6 protein-coding genes are annotated in these 18,963 nt (G+C 73.3%); 3 read left to right on the top strand and 3 right to left on the bottom strand.

Annotation, left to right across the window (positions count from 1 at the left end; all coding sequences use genetic code 11):
- Positions 1-61 precede the first annotated feature (61 nt).
- The gene (locus CP982_RS38785; protein ID WP_150514777.1) at positions 62-703 is read right to left on the bottom strand and encodes a TetR/AcrR family transcriptional regulator; all 642 of its coding nucleotides are present in this window, start codon (positions 701-703) and stop codon (positions 62-64) included.
- Positions 704-773: 70 nt separating this feature from the next.
- Here CP982_RS38785 and CP982_RS38780 point away from each other — a divergent pair, with 70 nt between their 5' ends.
- Entirely contained in the window at positions 774-1,985 is a 1,212-nt protein-coding gene (locus CP982_RS38780; RefSeq protein ID WP_242785941.1) for a serine hydrolase domain-containing protein, read from the top strand.
- Here the strand turns inward: CP982_RS38780 and CP982_RS38775 are convergent.
- On the bottom strand, positions 1,979-15,457 hold the full coding sequence (locus CP982_RS38775; RefSeq protein ID WP_150514775.1) for a non-ribosomal peptide synthetase: 13,479 nt from the start codon (positions 15,455-15,457) through the stop codon (positions 1,979-1,981). The two genes, CP982_RS38780 and CP982_RS38775, sit on opposite strands and share 7 nt — an antisense overlap.
- Positions 15,458-16,181: 724 nt before the next feature.
- Here CP982_RS38775 and CP982_RS38770 point away from each other — a divergent pair.
- Positions 16,182-16,934, top strand: coding sequence for a GNAT family N-acetyltransferase (locus CP982_RS38770; protein WP_150514774.1), 753 nt, complete (start codon positions 16,182-16,184; stop codon positions 16,932-16,934).
- Positions 16,935-17,033: 99 nt separating this feature from the next.
- Here the strand turns inward: CP982_RS38770 and CP982_RS38765 are convergent, their stop codons facing one another.
- Complete coding sequence (locus CP982_RS38765) at positions 17,034-17,426, bottom strand: cytidine/deoxycytidylate deaminase family protein (protein WP_150514773.1); 393 nt, start codon at positions 17,424-17,426, stop codon at positions 17,034-17,036.
- Between the two features lie 239 nt (positions 17,427-17,665).
- On the opposite strand from CP982_RS38765, the gene CP982_RS38760 reads away from it, so the two are divergent.
- Positions 17,666-18,922: an SLC13 family permease gene (locus CP982_RS38760; RefSeq protein WP_150515948.1), complete on the top strand. Its 1,257-nt coding sequence runs from the start codon at positions 17,666-17,668 to the stop codon at positions 18,920-18,922.
- Positions 18,923-18,963: the final 41 nt, after the last annotated feature.

The following is an 18,963-nucleotide window of genomic DNA, read 5'->3' as shown; positions in this document are numbered from 1 at the left end:
GCACCGCCTCCGGCGCGCCGCGCGACGTGCCCCCCCGGCGCTGCCGGTCGGCTGACCGGCTTCAGTCCCCCGCGCGGCGCCGGGCGCGGCGGCACGTGCCGGTGAAGACGCGGTCGATGCGGTCGTCCAGGGCCGCGAGGACCGCCGGTTCGGGTGTGCCGTCGGGGTCGATGTGCGTGTGCAGGGCGAGCCCCTCCGCGCACGCGACGATGCGCAGGGCCTGGCCGGTGGCGTCTACCTCCCGGGCGACCTCGCCGCACGCCGTGCCGTTCTCGATGGCCCGGGCGACGCGGGCGCGGATCCCCGCGAGGGTCTCCCTCTGGACCGCGGCGAGGCGGGCGTGGTGCGCGGCCCGGTCCGCGAAGGCGAGGCGGACCAGGAATTCGGCGCGGCGGGCGTCGTCGAGCGGCACGAGCTCGGCCAGGGCCTGCCGCAGCATCGCGGCGATGGTGCGGCCCTCGGCCTCGCCGCGGTTCACCAGCGCGTCCACCCGCGCGGTGAAGCGCGCGTTGACGCGCGTGAACGTGGCGAGGAGCATCTCGTCCTTCGCCGTGAAGTAGTGCTGCACCAGGCCCACGGACATGCCCGCCTCGGCGGCGGTCCGCGCGACGGTCACGGCGCTCAGACCGTCCCGCACGATCAGGCGCTGGACGGCATCGGTGATCTGCCCGTGGCGGGCGTCATGGTCGGCGACTCTCGGCACGCGAAGACGGTACCGTGCGCTATAACCGTACGTACATATTGCTATCGGAAGAGGGCCCTTGATGATCTCGATGACGCGACGCCGCACAACCCGCTTACTGGGAACGGCGCTTGCGCTCTCCTTCCTGCCGCCGTCCGGGGTGGCCGCGGCCGACGCGGCCCCCGGCGGTCAGGCCCGCGCCTCCCGTGATCCGGCTCTCCAGGAACTGGTCGACCGGGTGGTGGCCGATCCGCACCCCAATCCGGGTGCCTTCCTGCTCGCCCGCGACGGCGAGCGGACCCGCTTCGGCGCGGCCGGCGTCGCGGACCGGGCCACGGGTGCCGCGATGCGTCCGGACCTGAGGTTCCGTTCCGGAAGCCTCACCAAGACCTTCACCGCGACGGTCGTCCTGCAACTCGTGGCCGAGCACCGGCTGCGCCTCGACGACACCGTGCAGCGGCTGCTCCCCGACCAGGTCCGCGCCGACAACGCGCTGTCCGGCGCGCCCGTCACCGTCCGCCAGTTGCTCAACCACACGAGCGGCCTGTACGACTACCTCGACGGGCTGATCCCCCACTTCGAAAGCCTCGACCAGTACTGGCCGCGCGACCAGCTGATCGCCATCGGCCTCGCGGGGCCCCGGTACTTCCCGACCCCCGGCACCCGGTTCCGGTACTCCAACACCAACTACCTGTTGCTCGACCTGATCGTCGAGCGGGTCACCGACCGCGACCTGCGCACCAACCTCGAACGCCGCGTCCTCAAGCCGCTGGGCCTGCGGGACACCTCGTACCCCCTGGCGGACACCACGATCGACGGGCCACATGTGCACGGCTACGCGGACGTATCGCGGCTGCTGCCGAACGTGCCCGACCCCACCCGCTACGACGTCACCTCCATCAGCCCCTCCGAAGCCGGGGCGTCGGGCGCGATCGTGACCACCGCGGCCGACGTCGCCCGCTTCTACCGGGCCCTGCTGCGCGGACGCCTGCTGCCCCCGGCGATCCTGCGGCGGATGCTGGACGACACCGTGCCCACGACGGGCAGCCCTCGGCCCGCGGTCGGCTACGGCCTGGGGATGTACGTCTACGCCACGGACTGCGGGCCCGCGTACGGCCACGGGGGCAGCGCGCCCGGGTACCTGACCTTCGCCCTCAACAGCCGCGACGGGCACCGCCAGCTCGTGGCCCACACCAACTGGAACCCCCTCGTCGACGCGGGGCTCGACGAACCCTTCTGGGCGGCCTTCCAGAAGGGTTACTGCCGCCGGGGCGCGGACGCCCCGGCGGCGACGCCTCACTGATCGATGACCAGCCGTGCCACCTCCTCGGCCCGGTCCTTGACGAAGTAGTGTCCCGCGTCCTCGATGACGTCCAGCGTCACGTCGTGGGCGTAGTGCTCCCAGGCCCGGTAACCGGTCGCGTAGCCGTCGGTGAGCGGGTCCGCGCCGCCGATCACGACGCGCACCGGGGTGCGCAGCCGCTCGAAGCCGCCGGTGGCCTCGCGGTGGAAGCGCGAGCCCTCCAGCATGTCGTGGCGGACGACGGCCAGGACGCGGCGCCGGTCCCTGTCGTCCAGGGCGCCGGAGAAGCCGCCGATGGCGCTCAGGCCCGCGAAGAGGTCGTCGTCACCCGCCGCTTCCGTCAACTGGTCGTCGCTCGGTGCGTCCTGCGGGAAGGCGGCGCCCAGGACGATCCGCGACGGGGCGGCTCCCCTGTCCTCCAGCAGGCGGGCGACGAGGACGGCGAAGAACGTGCCGGCGCAGTGTCCGTACAGGGTGTACCGCCCGCGCACCGTCTCCGCGATCTCCTTCGCCACGCGCTCGGCGGTCTCGGCCCAGGGCTCAAGGGGCTCGTCGGGGCGCACCGGATCGTGCCCCGGCAGCTCGGCGGCCCAGAGGTCGACGTCGGCGGGAAGCCGCCCGGCGAGGGGCTGGTAGGCGGTGGCGTTGCCGCCGCCGTAGGGGATGCAGACCACGGTGTGCCCGGGGCCGTTGTCCGCGTCGCGCCCGGGTGTGAGGCGGTGCAGCAGCGCGGGCGTTCCCTGCGCCGCCTCCAACGAGGCGAGGCGCGCCGCCAGTTGTCGTGGTGTGGGGTTCTTGAAGACCTCCACCACGGGCAGTCCCTGGCCGATGGCACGGGCCAGCGTGACCGCCTTGAAGGAGTCTCCCCCGGCGTCGAAGAAGTCGTCGTCGACGCCGACGCCGTACGGGTCCGTGTCCAGGACCCGGGCCCAGGCGCGGACGACGTGGAGCTCCAGGGTGCTGGTGGGCCGCGCGGCCGCGGGGCCCGAAGCAGTGCGCGCGGGCGCGGGCAGGGCGGCGCGGTCCAGCTTGCCGTTGCCGGTCAGCGGGATGGAGTCGAGCGGTACGAAGGCCGCGGGGACCATGTAGTCGGGCAGGACGGCACGCAGCTCGGCGCGGAGCACGGCGGGCTCGGGCAGGCCCTCGGGACCCGCCGGGACCGCGTAGGCCGTCAGGGCCTTGTCCCCTGCGGAGTCGACCCGGACGACGACCCGTGCGTCGGCCACGTCGGCGCGGGCGAGCAGCGCCGCCTCGACCTCGCCGGGCTCGATCCGGAAGCCGCGGAGCTTGATCTGGTCGTCCGAGCGCCCGGCGTACTCCAGCTGCCCCCGGGGCGTCCACCGGGCCAGGTCGCCGGAGCGGTACAGGCGGCTGCCGGGCGGTCCGGACGGGTCGGCGACGAACCGCGCCGCCGTCAGGTCCGGGCGGTTGAGGTAGCCGCGCGCCACCTGGTCACCACCCACGTACATCTCGCCCACGACACCGGCGGGCACGGGCCGCAGCGCCCCGTCGAGGAGCCGTACGTCCAGGCCGGGCAGGCCGACGCCGATCGCGGAGCCCGCGGCGCCGCGCACCAGGTCCGGGTCGAGCGGGCCGTGGGTGACGTGCACGGTGGTCTCCGTGATGCCGTACATGTTCACCAGGCGCGGGGCGTCGGCGGCGTGCCGCTCGTACCACTCGGTGAGACGCGGCAGGTCCAGTGCCTCGCCGCCGAACACGACGGTGCGCAGGGCGAGGCTCCGTCCCGGGCCGGGGTTCTCCCGGTCCGCGCGGATCAGCTGGTAGAAGGCCGACGGGGTCTGGTTGAGCACCGTGACCCGCTCGCGCGCGAGCAGCGCCAGGAAGTCCTCCGGCGACCGTCCGACGTCGTGCGGGACGGTCACGAGGCGGCCGCCGTGCAGCAGCGGTCCCCACAGCTCCCACACCGAGAAGTCGAAGGCGGGCGAGTGGAACATCGTCCACACGTCGTCGGCGCCGAAGCCGAACAGGTCCCGTGTACGGGTCATCAGGCTCAGCACGTTGCGGTGCGTGACCAGGACGCCCTTGGGGCGGCCCGTGGAGCCCGAGGTGTAGATGACGTAGGCGGCGTCGTCCGGGCCGAGGGTGCCGCGCTCGGCCGCGTCCAGGTCGTGGGCGGGCAGCGCGGCGAGGGCCGCGTCGGTGTCGGGGGCGTCGATGAGCAGGCGCGGCCCCTCCGGCACCCGGTCGGCGAACGCGGCGTCGGTGACGACGAGTTCGGGCCGGGCGTCGGCGAGCGTGTACGCGACGCGGTCGGCCGGGTGGCCCGGGTCGACCGGCACGTACGCGGCGCCGGTCTTCAGGATCGCGAGGATCGTGACGACCAGGTCGGTGGAGCGGGGCAGTGCCACCGCCAGCGTCCGGCCGGGGCGTGCGCCGTGCGCGCGCAGCAGCCGGGCTAGACGGTTGGCCGCCGCGTTCAGCCGCGCGTAGTCGACCGTCACCGCGTCTGAGGTGACGGCGGGCCGGTCCGGGTGCGCGGCCGCCGTCGCCTCGAAGACCTGCGGCACGGTCAGGTCGGGGACCGGGGCGCCGGGGCCGCCCGCGCGGGACCACTCCCGCAGACACCGCAGCTCCCTCTCCTCCAGGACGTCCACCGCGCCGACGCGCTGCGCGGGGTCGGCCACGAGCTGTTCCACGACCCGGACGAAACGGTCGGCGAGGCGCTCGGCCGTGGCGCGGTCGAAGAGGTCCGTGGCGTATTCGAGGTGCCCGACGATGCCGTGGCCCGGCAGCGCCGCCAGGTTGAAGAACAGGTCGAACTTGGCGGTGGCGGTGCGCAGCGGCTCCAGGCCCACCCGCAGGCCGGGCAGCGCGAAGTCCTCCCGGGCGAAGTTCTGCCAGGCGAGGACCACCTGGGTCAGCGGCGCGTAGGCCGTGGACCGCTCGGCGCTGACGATGTCCACCAGGCGCTCGAACGGCACGTCCTGGTGGTCGTACGCGCCGAGGGACTTGGCGCGTACCTGGTCGAGCAGGTCGAGGAAGGCGGGGTTGCCCGCCACGTCGGCGCGCAGGACCCAGGTGTTGACGAAGAAGCCGATGAGTTCGGTGAGGTTGTCGTCGGTGCGGTTGGCGATGGGGGAACCGATGGCGATGTCGTCGCCCGCGCCGTGCGCGTGCAGGAGCACGGTGAGCGCGGACTGGAGCACCATGGACGCGGTGGCGGAGCGGCTGCGCGCCAGTTCCTCCACGGCGGCCGCGGTGCGCGGGTCGAGCGCGAACTCCACCACGTCTCCCCGGTGGCTCGCGACGAGGGGCCGCGGGCGGTCGGCGGGCAGCTGGAGGGGCTGTGGGAGGCCCGTCAACTCCTCCTTCCAGTAGTCGACCTGTGCGGCCAGGAGGCTGTCGGGGTCGCTCTCGGAGCCCAGCAGCTCGTGCTGCCACAGGGTGTAGTCGACGTACTGCACGGGCAGCTCCCGCCAGCGCGGCGGCTCGCCGCGCAGCCGGGCGGCGTAGGCGGCGGACAGGTCCCGGACGAGCGGGGCGAACGACTCGCCGTCGGCCGCGATGTGATGGATCATCAGGAGCAGGACGTGGTCCTGCTCGGCCAGGCGCAGCAGCGTGGCGTGGAGCGGGATCTCCGCGGCCAGGTCGAAGGGGCGCGCGGTCCTCGCGGCCAGCGCCTCCTCCAGGTCCTGCGGCGCCACGTCGACGACGGGCAGGTCGACGGCGAGCGGTCCGGCGTCCAGGACGTGCTGGCGCGGCTCGCCCGCGGCGTCCTCGGGGAACACGGTGCGCAGGCTCTCGTGGCGCACCACCACGTCGCGCAGGGCCGCGGTGAGCGCGGGCACGTCCACCGTGCCGGTCAGGCGCAGCGGGAACGGCGCGTGGTACGTGGTCTTGTCCGCCTCGAACTTGTCGAGGAACCACAGCCGACGCTGCGCGAAGGAGAGCGGAACCGCGTCGGGGCGCCGCGCGGTGCGCCGCAGCGCGAGCCGGGCGCGGGCGCCCTTGGGCAGGTGCTCGACGAGTTCGGCGACCGTGGGGGCGGCGAACAGGACGCGCAGCGGCACCTCCACGCCGAGGACGGAGCGGACCCGTCCGGCCAGGCGGGTGGCGAGCAGGGAGTGTCCGCCCAGGTCGAAGAAGTCGTCGTCGACGCCGACCCGGTCCAGGCCGAGCACCTCGGCGAACAGGCCGCACAGCAGCTCTTCCTGCGGGGTGCGCGGGTCCCGCGCGGTCCGGCCGTCGCCGGGGCGGGCGGCCGGGGCGGTCCCGGGTCCGCCGCGGCCACCGCGGTTTCCGGCCCGGGAGCCCGCGCGGACGAGCTGTCCGTCCGGGGTCCGGGCGACGACGTCCACCGCGCCCACCGGGGTGTCGGGGTCGGTGGCGAGGCGGCGCAGGACCTCCGCGTACGCGGCGGCGACGGCACCGGCCCGGTCGCGTTCGAAGAGGTGGTGCTGGTACTGGATGCCCACCTTCAGATGGGGTTCGGCGAGGGCGACGACCATCATCGGGTAGTGGGTGCCGCTGAGCGGGCTCAGGCCGGTGATCTCCACCCCGGCGGCCGTGGTCGCCTCGGTGATGCCCGCGCCGTCGACGGGGTACGACTCCAGGACCACCATCGTGTCGAAGAGGGTGCTGAGGCCGAGGGACTGCTGGATGTCGAGGAGGCCGTGGTGCTGGTGGTCGAGCAGGACGCCCTGGCGCCGGTGCAGTGCGGTGAGGACCTCGCGCAGGGTCCGCCCGGGGTCGCAGTCGACGTACACCGGCAGGGTGTTGATGAACAGGCCCACCATCGAGTCGGCGCCGGAGAGCTCGGGCGGGCGGCCGGAGACGGAGGTGCCGAACACCGCGTCCCGCCGCCCCGTCAGACCGGCGAGGAGCACCGCCCAGGCTCCCTGGAGCAGGGTGCTGACCGTGACGCCCGTCTCGGTCGCCGTCCGGGCGAGATCACGTGCCGTCTGCGCGGACAGGGGCACTTCGAGCATCCCGATGCCCGCGCTGTGCCCGTCCGCCGGTGCGTCGGGGGCCAGCAGGGTGGGCTCCTCCAGGTCGGCCAGTTCCTCGGCCCAGGCGCGGGCGGCCGCCTCCCGGTCCTGCCCGGCGAGCCAGGCGAGGAAGTCACGGTAGCCGCGCACCGGGGGCAGCGCCGTGCCGTCGCCCGCGGCGGCGTACAGGCGCGGCAGCTCCTGCATCAGGAGCGGCATCGACCAGCCGTCGAACAGTACGTGATGGGCGGTCAGGACCAGTTCCCAGCGCTCCGCCTCCAGCTTGACCAGGGTGAGCCGGAGGAGCGGGGGCGCGGCGGGGTCGAAGTGGGCGCCGTGGTCGGCGGCCAGGAACCGCTTCAGCTCCTCGTCGCGCTCCGCCGCGGCCAGGGTGCTCAGGTCCACGAGACGCCAGGGCAACCGCACCTCGCGCGGGACGAGTTGGCGCCACTCCCCGGACTCGTTCTGGGCGAAGGCCGCGCCGAGGTTCGGGTACCGGTCGAGCAGGGCCTGTCCGGCGGCGCGCATGCGCTCGGGGTCCACCGGGCCGGACAGGTGGAAGGCGAGCTGCATGTGGTAGGCGTCGAAGGACGTCCTGCCGGTGAGCAGGCTGTGGAAGAGCAGTCCTGACTGCATCGGGGTCAGGGGCCACACGTCCGCGAGGCCCCGGTAGCGCCGTTCCCACCTGTCGAGTTCGTCCTGGCCGATGTCGACGAGGCCGGTGTCGGAGGGGGTGAGGCCGCCCGCCTCCGGCCGGGTGCTGTGCTCGGCGAGGGCTTCGAGGGCCCGCTGCCACAGGTCCGTGAGTTCCTGTACGTCGTCGTGGCGGAGCAGGTGCTCGGGGTAGCCGACGCGTGCCCTGAGGCGGGGGCCCTGGGGGGTGTCGCTGACGTAGGCGTTGATGTCCAGGGTGGCGAAGGCGGGCATGTCGGCGTCCGGCGCCGGTATCAGGCCCGTGGTGCCCGCGCTGGTGGTGAAGCCCAGGCCGTGGAGGTCGTCGGGCATGTTCCCGGCCGCGGTGAGGTGGCCCAGGTAGTTGAAGGAGATCTGTCCGGTGGAGTACCGCCGCAGGACCTCGGCGGTGTCGGGGTTGAGGTGGCGGAGCAGGCCGTAGCCGATGCCCTTGTCGGGGATGGCCGCGAGCTGTTCCTTGACGGCCTTGATGGCGTCACCTGCGGCCGCGCCGCCCGCGAAGGCCTCGTCGAGATCGGCTCCGCGCACGTCGAGGCGGACCGGGAACATGCTGGTGAACCAGCCCACGGTGCGGGACAGGTCGGCGCCGGGAACGGCCGCCTCCTCGCGGCCGTGGCCTTCGAGGCCGAGCAGGAGCGACGCATCGCCGGTGCCGCGCCGCTCGCGCCACCGGGCCACGGCCAGGGCGAGGGCGGTCAGCAGGCCGTCGTTGACGCCGCTGCGGAACGCCGTCGGCAGGGTGGTGAGCAGCGCCCGGGTGAGGGGCGCCGGCAGGTCCAGGTGCACGTGCCGGACCGTGGAGGTCACGTCGACGGCCGGGTCGAAGGGGCGCGGCCCCAGGTCGGGGTCGGGATCGGCGAGGATCCGGCGCCACAGGGCGAGCTCACCGGTGCGCCAGGGCGCGGCCGCCTCTTCGGTCAGGGCGTGGGCCCACCGGCGCACCGACGTGGCGACCTCGGGCAGGCGCGGGGTGCGGCCGTCGCGGACCTCGCGCCAGGCGGCGGCCAGGTCCGGGAGCAGGACGCGCCAGGAGACGCCGTCGACGACCAGGTGCTGGAGGACGAGGGTGAGGCGCCCGGCGGTCTTCGGGCCCGCGTCGAACCACACGAGCCTGACCATCGCACCGGCCGCGGGAGCGAGGCGGCCCGCGGCGGCGTCCGCTTCGGTCCGCGCGCGTTCCTGCCAGGCCTCGTCCCACACGCCGTCGCAGGGCACCCGGTGGATCAGGGCCGCCGCGTCGACCGTGCCGGGCGCGGCCACCTCGATGCCCGTCTCCTCCCCGGTCACCAGGGTCGAGCGCAGGACGTCGTGCCGGTCGAGGACCGCGGCCACCGTCGCGACCAGGCCTGCCGCGTCGATGCCGACGGGCAGGTCCACCGTCGTGGCCATGGCGAACCGGTCGTGGCCGCCGCTGAGTTCCAGCAGATGGCGGCCCGCCGGAAGGAGCGGCATGAAGCCCACGCCGCCGCCGTCCAGCTCTTCGAGGGCGGACGTGCCCTGGCCGTGCCCTGCCGTCTCGGCGAGGGCGGCCACGGTGCGGCATTCGAAGATCTGCCGGGGTGTGACCTCGACGCCCCGCGCCTTGGCGCGGGAGACGACCTGGATCGAGCGGATGCTGTCGCCGCCGACGGCGAAGAAGTCGTCGTTCACGCCGATCCGTTCCCGGCCGAGCACTTCCGCGTACACGGCGGCCAGGATCTCTTCGACGGGGGTGCTCGGGGCGCGGTAGGCGCCCGCGGCGAACTCCGGCGCGGGCAGCGCCTTGGCGTCGACCTTGCCGGTCGGGGTCAGCGGGAACCGGTCGAGCAGCACGAACACGGACGGCACCATGAACTCCGGCAGCCTGGTGGCCGCGAACCTGCGCAGCTCGCGCGCCGACACCGCGGCCGCCAGGTCCACGTCCATCTCGCCGAGGCTCTGCACGCCGCCGATGCCGTCCGTGCCGGTGTCGACGGGCACCACGTAGCCCACCAGGCGCGGGTCGCCGGCCCGGTCCTTGCTGACGGCGACCAGGGCCTGGGCGACACCCGGGTGGGCGACGAGGGCGGCCTCGACCTCGCCGGGTTCGACGCGGATGCCGCGGATCTTGATCTGGGTGTCGGCGCGGCCCAGGTAGTCGAGCTGTCCGTCGGCGTTCCAGCGGGCGAGGTCACCCGTGCGGTACATCCGGGCCCCGGAAGGCCCGTACGGATCGGGCACGAAGCGCTCGGCGGTCAGGTCCGGACGCCCGAGGTAGCCGCGCGCCAGGGGCCCCGCCACGTACAACTCGCCGGTCACGCCCGGCGGTACGGGGGTCAGTCCGGGGCCGAGCACATAGGTGCGCATGTTCCCCAGAGGTCTGCCGATGGGCGCGTTCGCCGCTTCCAGCCAGTCAGCTTCCGTGGTGGAGGCGGTGGCGTAGAAGGACTCGGTCTGGCCGTAGGGGTTGATGACGCGTACGCCGGGGATGGCCTCGCGCACGCGGCGTACGAGGGCGGCGGGGAGCGCCTCGCCGCCCGTGACGACTGCGTCGGCGCGGACGTTCGTACCGCACCGGTCGAGGAACGCGGAGAGGACGGAGGGCACGGCGCTGATGACGCCGCCCTCCCAGCCGCCGCGTTCGGCGACGGCCAGGATGTCGGGCACCACCTCGACGGTGCCGCCCCTGGCGAGCGTCGTGATCGTCTCGAAGACGGAGACGTCGAAGTTGACCGAGGTACCGGCGAGGGTGCGGGTTCCCGCGTCGATGCCGATGACGTCGGCCAGGCCGAGGACGCCGTTGACGACCTCGCGATGGGTGATGACCACGCCCTTGGGCGTGCCCGTCGAGCCGGAGGTGTACATCACGTACGCGGCCTGCGCGGGGCGGGCGGAGGCGGGCACGACGTCCGGGCCGGGCCCTGCGAAGTCCACGTCGCCGAACAGCAGGCGCGGGGTGTCGGTCTCCGGCAGGACGTCGGCGGTGCCCTCCTCGGTGAGGACGAGGGCGGGCCGGGCGTCGTCGAGGATGAAGTCCAGGCGGGAGCTGGGGAATCTGGGGTCGATCGGCAGATAGGCGCCGCCCGCCTTGAGGATGCCCAGCATGGCCACGACCAGGTCGGCCGAGCGGGACAGCGCGAGGCCCACGACGGTCTCGGGGCGCACGCCGCGGCCGGTCAGCTCGCGGGCCAGACGGTCGGCCCGCGCCTCCAACTCCGCGTAGGTCAACCGCTGGTCCTCGAAGACCACCGCCACCGCCTCCGAAGCGGCCGCCACTCGCCGCGCCACCAGCTCCGGAACGGTCAGCTCGGGCCGCTCGACCGAGGTGTCGTTCACCGCGCCGAGGACCGCTCGCCGCTCGTCCGGTGCCAGGAGGTCGGTCGTGGCCGCGCGGGCCCGGGGCTCCGCGACCATGTGGCGCAGGACGCGCACGAACCCGTCGGTGAGGCGCCGCACCGTGGAGGCGTCGAACAGGTCGGTGGCGTACTCGATGGCGCCTCGGACCTCGGCGCCGTGCTCCGTGTCGGTCTGGACGAGGTGGACGTACAGGTCGAAGCGGGCCGTGCCGGTCCTGGCCCAGATGACCTCCGTGCGGTCGATGCCGGGCAGGTCGAGTTCGGCCCGGTCGGTGTTCTGCCAGCCGAGCATGACCTGGAAGAGCGGGTGGTAGGAGGTGGAGCGCTCGGGGTTGAGGAGTTCCACCAGGCGCTCGAAGGGCGCGTCCTGGTTGTCGTACGCGGCCAGGGCCTTGCGCTGGACCTGGGCGAGGAGGTCCTCGAAGGAGGGGGTGCCGGAGAGGTCCGCGCGCAGCACCCAGGTGTTGGCGAAGAAGCCGACCATGCCGTCCGCGGCGTCGTCGGTGCGGCCCGCGATCGGCGAGCCGATCGGGATGTCCTGGCCACCGCCCAGTTGGTGCAGCAGCGCGGCCAGGGCCGACTGCATCACCATCGAGACCGTGACGCCCCGGCCGCGCGCAAGGGCCTCGGCCGCGCCGAGCAGCTCCGTGTCGACGGTGAACTCGACGCGGTCGCCGCGGTGGCTGGGGCGGGCGGGCCGCGGCCGGTCGGCGGGCAGCGCAAGGGGCTGCGGCACCCCGTCCAGTTCCTGCTGCCAGTACGCGGCCTGACGGGCCAGGAGGCTGTCCGCGTCACCCGGGTCGCCCAGCTCGTCGCGCTGCCACAGCGCGTAGTCGGCGTACTGCAACGGCTGGTCGTGCCAGTGCGGCTCCTCGCCCCGGACCCGCGCGGCGTACGCCGTGGAGAGGTCGCGGAACAGCGGCGCGAACGACTGGCCGTCCCCCGCGATGTGATGGACCACCAGGGACAGGACGTGCGCCTGGGGCGCGCAGCGCAGGATCCGCACCCGCACCGGCAGGTCCACGCCCAGGTCGAAGCGGTACTGGGCGGCCCGTGCCAGCGCCTCGTCCACGTCCGCTTCAGCCGTCTCGTCGACGGCGAGGTCCAGGCGCGTACGGGCCTCCGCCGCGTCCAGGACCCGCTGGAACGGCACGCCGTGCGCGTCAAGGCCGTAGACCGTGCGCAGGATCTCGTGGCGCACGACCACGTCCGCCACCGCCGCGGCCAGGGCACCGGTGTCCAGGGCTCCGTGCAGCCGCAGGCTCATGGGGATGTTGTACGTCGCCGACGGCCCCTCGAAGCGGTCGATGAACCACAGGCGGTCCTGGCCGTACGACAGCGGGATCCGGTCCGGGCGGTCGTCCCGGCGGCGCAGCGCCGTGCGCGCCCGCCGGCCCGCCCGCACCCGCGTGCCGAGGCGCGCCACCGTGGGGAAGTCGAAGACGTCACGGATCGCCACTTCGGCGCCGAGGGCGGCGCGGATCCGGCCCGCCAGGCGCATCGCCAGTAGGGAGTGCCCGCCCAGGTCGAAGAAGTCGTCGTCGATGCCGACCTCGTCGACCCCGAGGACGTCGGAGAACAGACCGGTCAGCACCTCCTCCTGCGGGGTGCGCGGGGCCCGGTGGGCGGTGCTGCCGGTCGCTTCGAGGGCCGGGAGCGCCTTGTGGTCGAGCTTGCCGTTGGGGGTCAGCGGCAGGCGGTCGAGACCGACGAACCGCGCGGGCACCATGTACGCGGGCAGCCGCTCGGCGGCGAAGGCCCGCAGCTCCGGCTCCCACTCCGGCTCCGTGGAGGCCGCCCCTTCGTCGCCCTCGACCGGCACGATATAGGCGACCAACTGCCGTGAGCCGTGCGCTTCGTGGGCCACGACGGCGGCCTGGGCGACACCCGGGTGGGCGACGAGGGCGGCCTCGACCTCGCCGGGTTCGACGCGGATGCCGCGGATCTTGATCTGGGTGTCGGCGCGGCCCAGGTAGTCGAGCTGTCCGTCGGCGTTCCAGCGGGCGAGGTCACCCGTGCGGTACATCCGGGCCCCGGAAGGCCCGTAGGGGTCGGGCACGAAGCGCTCGGCGGTCAGGGCGGCTCGCCCGTGGTAGCCGCGCGCGACGCGCCCCGCCACGTACAACTCGCCTGTGACGCCGGGCGGTACGGGGCTCAGACCGGGCCCCAGGACGTAGGCGCGCATGTTCCCGAGGGGGGTGCCGATCGGGGCGCTGGAGGTGCCGGTCCGGCTCTCGTCGGCGGAGTGGGCGGTGGCGTAGAAGGACTCGGTCTGGCCGTAGGCGTTGATGACGCGCACACCGGGGACGGCCGCGCGCACACGGCGTACGAGGGCGGCGGGGAGCGCCTCGCCCGCGAGCACGACGGCGTCGGCCCGCAGGTCCGTGCCGCATCGGTCGAGCAGCGCCGCGAGCGCGGAGGGGACGGTGCTGAGGACGCCGCCCTCCCAGCCGCCGCGTTCGGCGACGGCCAGGATGTCGGGCACCACCTCCACGGTGCCGCCCAGCGCGAGCGTCGTGATCGTCTCGAAGACGGAGACGTCGAAGTTCACCGAGGTGGCGGCGAGGGTGCGGGTGTCCGCGTCGATACCGACCGTCTCGGCCAGACGCAGCACACCGTTGACGACCTCGCGATGGGTGATGACCACGCCCTTGGGCGTGCCCGTCGAGCCGGAGGTGTACATCACGTACGCGGCCTGCGCGGGACGCGCCGACGCCGGCTCGGCGTCCGGGCCCGGGCTCGCGAAGTCCACGTCACCGAGCAGCAGGTACGGGGTACCCGCCCCCGGGAGGACGTCGGCGGTCTCGGCGTCGGTGAGCACGAGCGCGGGCCGGGCGTCGTCGAGGATGAAGTCCAGGCGGGAGCTGGGGAATCTGGGGTCGATCGGCAGGTAGGCGCCGCCCGCCTTGAGGACGGCCAGCATGGCCACGACCAGGTCGGCCGAGCGCGGCAGCGCGAGGCCAACGAGCGTCTCGGGACGCACGCCGCGGCCGGTCAGCTCGCGGGCAAGGCGATCGGCCCGCGCCTCCAACTCCGCGTAGGTCAACCGCTGGTCCTCGAAGACCACCGCCACCGCCTCCGGAGCGGCCGCCGCCCGCCGCGCCACCAGCTCCGGAACGGTCACCTCGGGTGTGTCGACCGCCGTGTCGTTCACCGCGCCGAGGACCCGCTCGCGCTCCCCCGGCCCCAGGACGTCGACCGAGCCGATCGCGGCCTGCGGATCGCGCGCCACGCCGTTGACGAAGGCGACCAGGGTGGCGGCGAGACGGTCCACGTCGTCCTCGCTGTACGAGGTGCTGCTGGCGTCCACGCGGACGTGCAGGTCACTCCTGGCGCGGCCGTCGTAGTAGATGCCGAAGTGCAGGTCGTCGATCGCTCCCCAGGACGAGCCGGGCTGCATGGACGCCCTGGCGCCGTCGAAATCGACCGGCCTGACGAAGGGAAGGATGTTGAGGGTGGCGCCGAAAGGGCTGGCGACCGACTCCTTCTCGAGTGCCGCCCCGGCACCGAGACGGATATCGGAGACCTGGTGCGTGGAATGCTCCCGCACGCGCCGCAGTTCGTCGGAGAGCGCGTGCGCCACGTCGTGGAACCGCGCCGACAACGGCGCGTGCGCGCGTACGGGGAGAAGCGTCGCCTGCGAGCCGTAGAAAGACCTCGCGGCTTCGGTGCGGCCGAGGCCCGTCATGGAGAAGGTGAAGTCCTGGCGGCCGCTGAGGTGCCGGAAGAAGATGGTGGCCGCCGCCGTCAGAAAGGCGGGCATGCGTACGTTGATGGACGCGGCGGCTTTGAACCACGCGATTGTGTCCGCCGCGGACACCGCCAGTGTGCGGTGCAGTGCGGCGGGGCGGTCCGAACTCCGCTCCCCCGGAAGCCGAAGTGCCTCGGGCGCGTCCGCGAGATAGCTCTGCCAGAATGCGGCGTCCTCGGTGAATTGCGGGGAGTTCCGATAGCGCAGGTCCTCCAGGTAGATCTCCTCCGGGCCGCTCTCCGGGCGGGCCGGTATCGCCGTGCCCTGCCGCAGGGCCCGATAGCACTCCGCCGTCCGGAGCGGCAGGAGCTGGCCCAGGGTGTAGCCGTCGGCGACGATGTGGTGGGCGGCGAGGATCAGCAGATGGCGCGACGCGGAGAGCCGGATGATCCCGGCCCGGAACAGGAGGTCGCGCTCCAGGTCGAACGGTTCCCGCTCGATGGCTGCGGCCCTGGCCCGGCCCGACGCCTCGGGGTCGTCGTCATCGCTCACGTCGTGGAAGAAGGGCTCCCAGGAGTCGTCGTCCTCTCGGACCACCTGCCGCAGCTCGTCGTCCAGCTGCCGGAAGTTCACCCGGGCCGCGCTGTTCTCGCGGAAGACGATCCGCAGCGCGGTGCGCAGCAGCCGCTCATCGATCTCGCCCTCGATGAGCCATCGTGAGGCGGGGATGATGGGCATCTCCGGCGTGATCTTCTGAGCCAGCCATAGGCTTTTCTGCGCTTCCGAGACTCTGTAGGAACGCAATGAATCCAACTCCCTCGTCACTGCACGTCAATAGAGGAAAGACATCAACGGGATCGAGACGGGGAGAGGGAAATCAACAGCACTTGACTCACCCTCACAAAATCCCTTCGAGGGATTGCACAGGTGAGGGACCGCCCCCGTACCTTCAGCGCATGTTCCCCGCGGACGAGCCGCTCAGGATGAGCTCCGGATCCGAATCCCCCATTCCGGAACTGCCCGTCCCCGACCGACCGGCGGACGGTGCATACATGCCACGTGAAGGTAGCGAAGAACCTAGCTCAGCGACCGCTATGGGTACAGCTCCCACTCGGTTCTCCCGCAACTCCCATATGCACGGGCGAGTTGCGTCCCGGCGACAGTACAAGGAAATCGCCCGGCGCCTTCTGTCCCGCCTTTTCCTTCGCCGCCCGCGGCCGGGTCACGTCCCTTCCCGGCGACCCGCGTCAGGCGAACCCGGGCGGCGGGCCGGAGCCTGACCTGGTGGGGTAGCGTGGACCGCACTCATATGCGATCCACGCGTGACGAAGGACTGAAGCCATTGATCACGGCGTCCCCCAGCGGCCGCCGACGACACTGAGCCGGCCGCCTCCCGGGCGGCAGGCCTCCGGGTGTCGTATCCGCATCCTCACGGCGGCCCGACGACGCGGTGCCGACGTACCGCGGCCTTGTCCCCGCGCGACTCCACGATCCGCCACAGCGGCGGGAGCGCGCTTCGCCATGCCATCCGCGTGAGGTCACCATCACCATGGACATCGACGTCCAGCGCTTCGCCGTCACCAACCTTCGCCGTCGACCCGAGGTGGTCGAAACGGCGTGCTTCGTCGTGGGAATCGATCCCACGACCACCAGCCCGTACGTCAACTACGCGACGCCGGTGCCCGGCGCCCGACCCGACGAGCGGGACGTCGCGGCATTGATCGCCGCGTTCCGCGAGCGCGGTCTCAAGCCACGCCTCGAGTTCGCGCCGGACACGGTGCCCGACGTGGCACCCGCCCTGCGCCGGGCGGGCTTCCTCACGGAAGCCGTGCACGAGTACCTCGTCTGCACCCCCGCCACCCGCACCGGCCCCCGCAACGGACGCCTCGTTGTCGAAACCCCGTCCACCGACGCCGACTTCACGGAAATCGACATCGCCCTTGCCGAGGCGTACGGCGGTGAGTTCCCGCCGAGCCCGGACGGCGCCGCACGGCTGCGGCGCACACAGGAACGGGGTGGCGCCGTCCGCTTCGTACGGTCCGCCGACGGCGGCTGCGCGGGAGCCGCCTCCTGCTCCGCGCCCGCCCTGGGCACCGCGGAACTGGCAGGTGTGGGCACCCGTCCCGCCCATCGGCGCCGAGGCATCGCCGCCGCCGTCACCGCGTCCCTGGCCGAGGCGATGTTCGCCAAGGGCGCGGACTCGGTGTGGCTGGAGTACGGCGGCGAGGGCTCGCGCAGGGTCTACGAGCGGGTCGGATTCCGCCCCCGAGGCACGCGTCTCTACATGTCGTTGGAGAACTGAGGGCCGGATCTCCGGTGCGCACCGAGGAGATCCGGGTGGCGGCTCGGCGTCCGGCCCTTCGCCGAGTGTCAGCGGCCGGAGATGCCCCGCCTCGGCGCGTCACTCCCCCGGCGCGCCCTCGCGGTCAAGGTCCCCCTCGGCCCCGCGATCCGCGTCGAGCTGGTGGTCCGCCCACACATAGCTCTCGGGGAGCAGGTCGGTGATGGGCACACTGCGCACGCGCTCCCCCGCGCCGACGATGACCTGAAGGTCCGGGAAGCAGTCGAGCAGGACCTGACGGCAGCGGCCGCACGGAGGCACGACTCCCCGGTCGCGGTCGCCCACGGCGACGATCGTGGCCAGGTCGTAGACGCCCTGGGCGGCCGCCGCCATGGTGTGGTCGTCACCCCGGCAGCGCGTGCGGGCGACGTGCGCCGCCGCCTCGATGAGTTCGTAGTCAACGCGTTCGTAGTCGACGCGTTCGGAGTCGACGGGGTGGTTCCGGGTGGTCATCCTCTCTGCCTTCGCCGGGCCACAGGCCCGCCCGCGGCGAGCCTCAGGAGACGTTGGCCTGAGCGACGAGGGTGTGCAAACGGACAGGAGGGCGTGTTCGTACCGTCGGCGGAGTGCCGTAGGGCCGCGGAGAGTGCGGAACCCCGCAGAGTTGGAGGATGACACGACAGCGGATCATGCTGTCCTGCTGTTCCCCTCCCGCCCTGCGCGCTGCCCTCCCCTCCCGAAAGGCTCCGCTCCTGAACGCCTCCCTCGCCGAAGCCCTCTCCGCCGTCCTGCTCCTGGCGGTCCTGGCCTGCGCGGTGATCCGGCCGTGGGGCTGGCCGGAGGCGGTCGTCGCCGTCCCCGCCGCCGGGGCGGTCATCGCCACCGGGGCGATCTCGCTCGGCCACGCGGCGGACGAAGCCGCCCGCCTCGGGCCGGTGATCGGCTTTCTGGCGGCCGTGCTGATCCTGGCTCAGCTCTGTGACGACGAGGGCCTGTTCCAGGCCTGTGGTGCCTGGATGGCCCGGCGGGCGGCCGGGAGCCCGCGCCGCTTGCTGGTGCAGGTCTTCGGCGCCGCCTCGCTGATCACCGCGGTGCTCAGCCTGGACGCCACGGTCGTCCTGCTGACGCCGGTGGTGTTCGCCACCGCGGCCCGGCTCGGCGCCCGGCCCAAGCCGCACGTGTACGCCTGCACCCACCTGTCGAACACGGCCTCGCTGCTGCTCCCGGTGTCCAACCTCACCAATCTGCTCGCGTTCGCCGCGAGCGGACTGAGCTTCACCCGCTTCGCCGCTCTGATGGCCCTGCCGTGGGTGGCCGCGATCGCGGTCGAGTACGTGGTCCTCCGGCGGTTCTTCGCCACCGACCTGGACGCAGGGGCCGAGGCGCCGCCCGCCGCCGAACCCCGCGAGGTGCCGGTGTTCGCGCTGGCCACGGTGGCCTGCACGCTGGTGGGTTTCGTGGTGACCTCCGCGGCCGGGATCGACCCGGCGTGGGCAGCGGCGGCGGGCGCGGCCGCGCTCGGGGGCCGCGCCCTGGTCCGGCGCCGCACCACTCCCAGCGCTCTGGTGCGTGCCGCGGCCCTGCCGTTCTGCGCCTTCGTCCTCGCCCTGGGCATCGTGGTCCGCGCGGTCGTCGACAACGGACTCGCCGACGCCCTGGGCCATGTGGTGCCCGACGGCACGGGGCTCGCCGCCCTGCTCGGCATCGCGGCCCTTGCCGCCGTGCTGGCCAACGTCATCAACAACCTGCCCGCCGTCCTTGTGCTCCTTCCGCTGACCTCCCCGACAGGGCCCGGCGCCGTCCTCGCGGTGCTGCTCGGGGTGAACATCGGCCCCAATCTCACCTACGCGGGTTCCCTGGCCACCCTGCTGTGGCGGCGTATCGTGCGCGAACACGACAGTGACGTGGAGCTGGGCGAGTTCACCCGGCTCGGCCTGCTCACCGTGCCCGCCGCGCTGCTGGCCTCGGTGGTGGCGCTGTGGGTCTCACTGCTCGTGATCGGAAGCTGAGGGAGCCGGAGAGCCGGAGAGCCATGGGCCCGGGCCAAGGG

It is taken from the genome of Streptomyces spectabilis (assembly GCF_008704795.1).
GTDB classification, from domain to species: Bacteria; Actinomycetota; Actinomycetes; order Streptomycetales; family Streptomycetaceae; genus Streptomyces; species Streptomyces spectabilis.
This window is presented reverse-complemented; position numbering and strand designations above follow the sequence as displayed.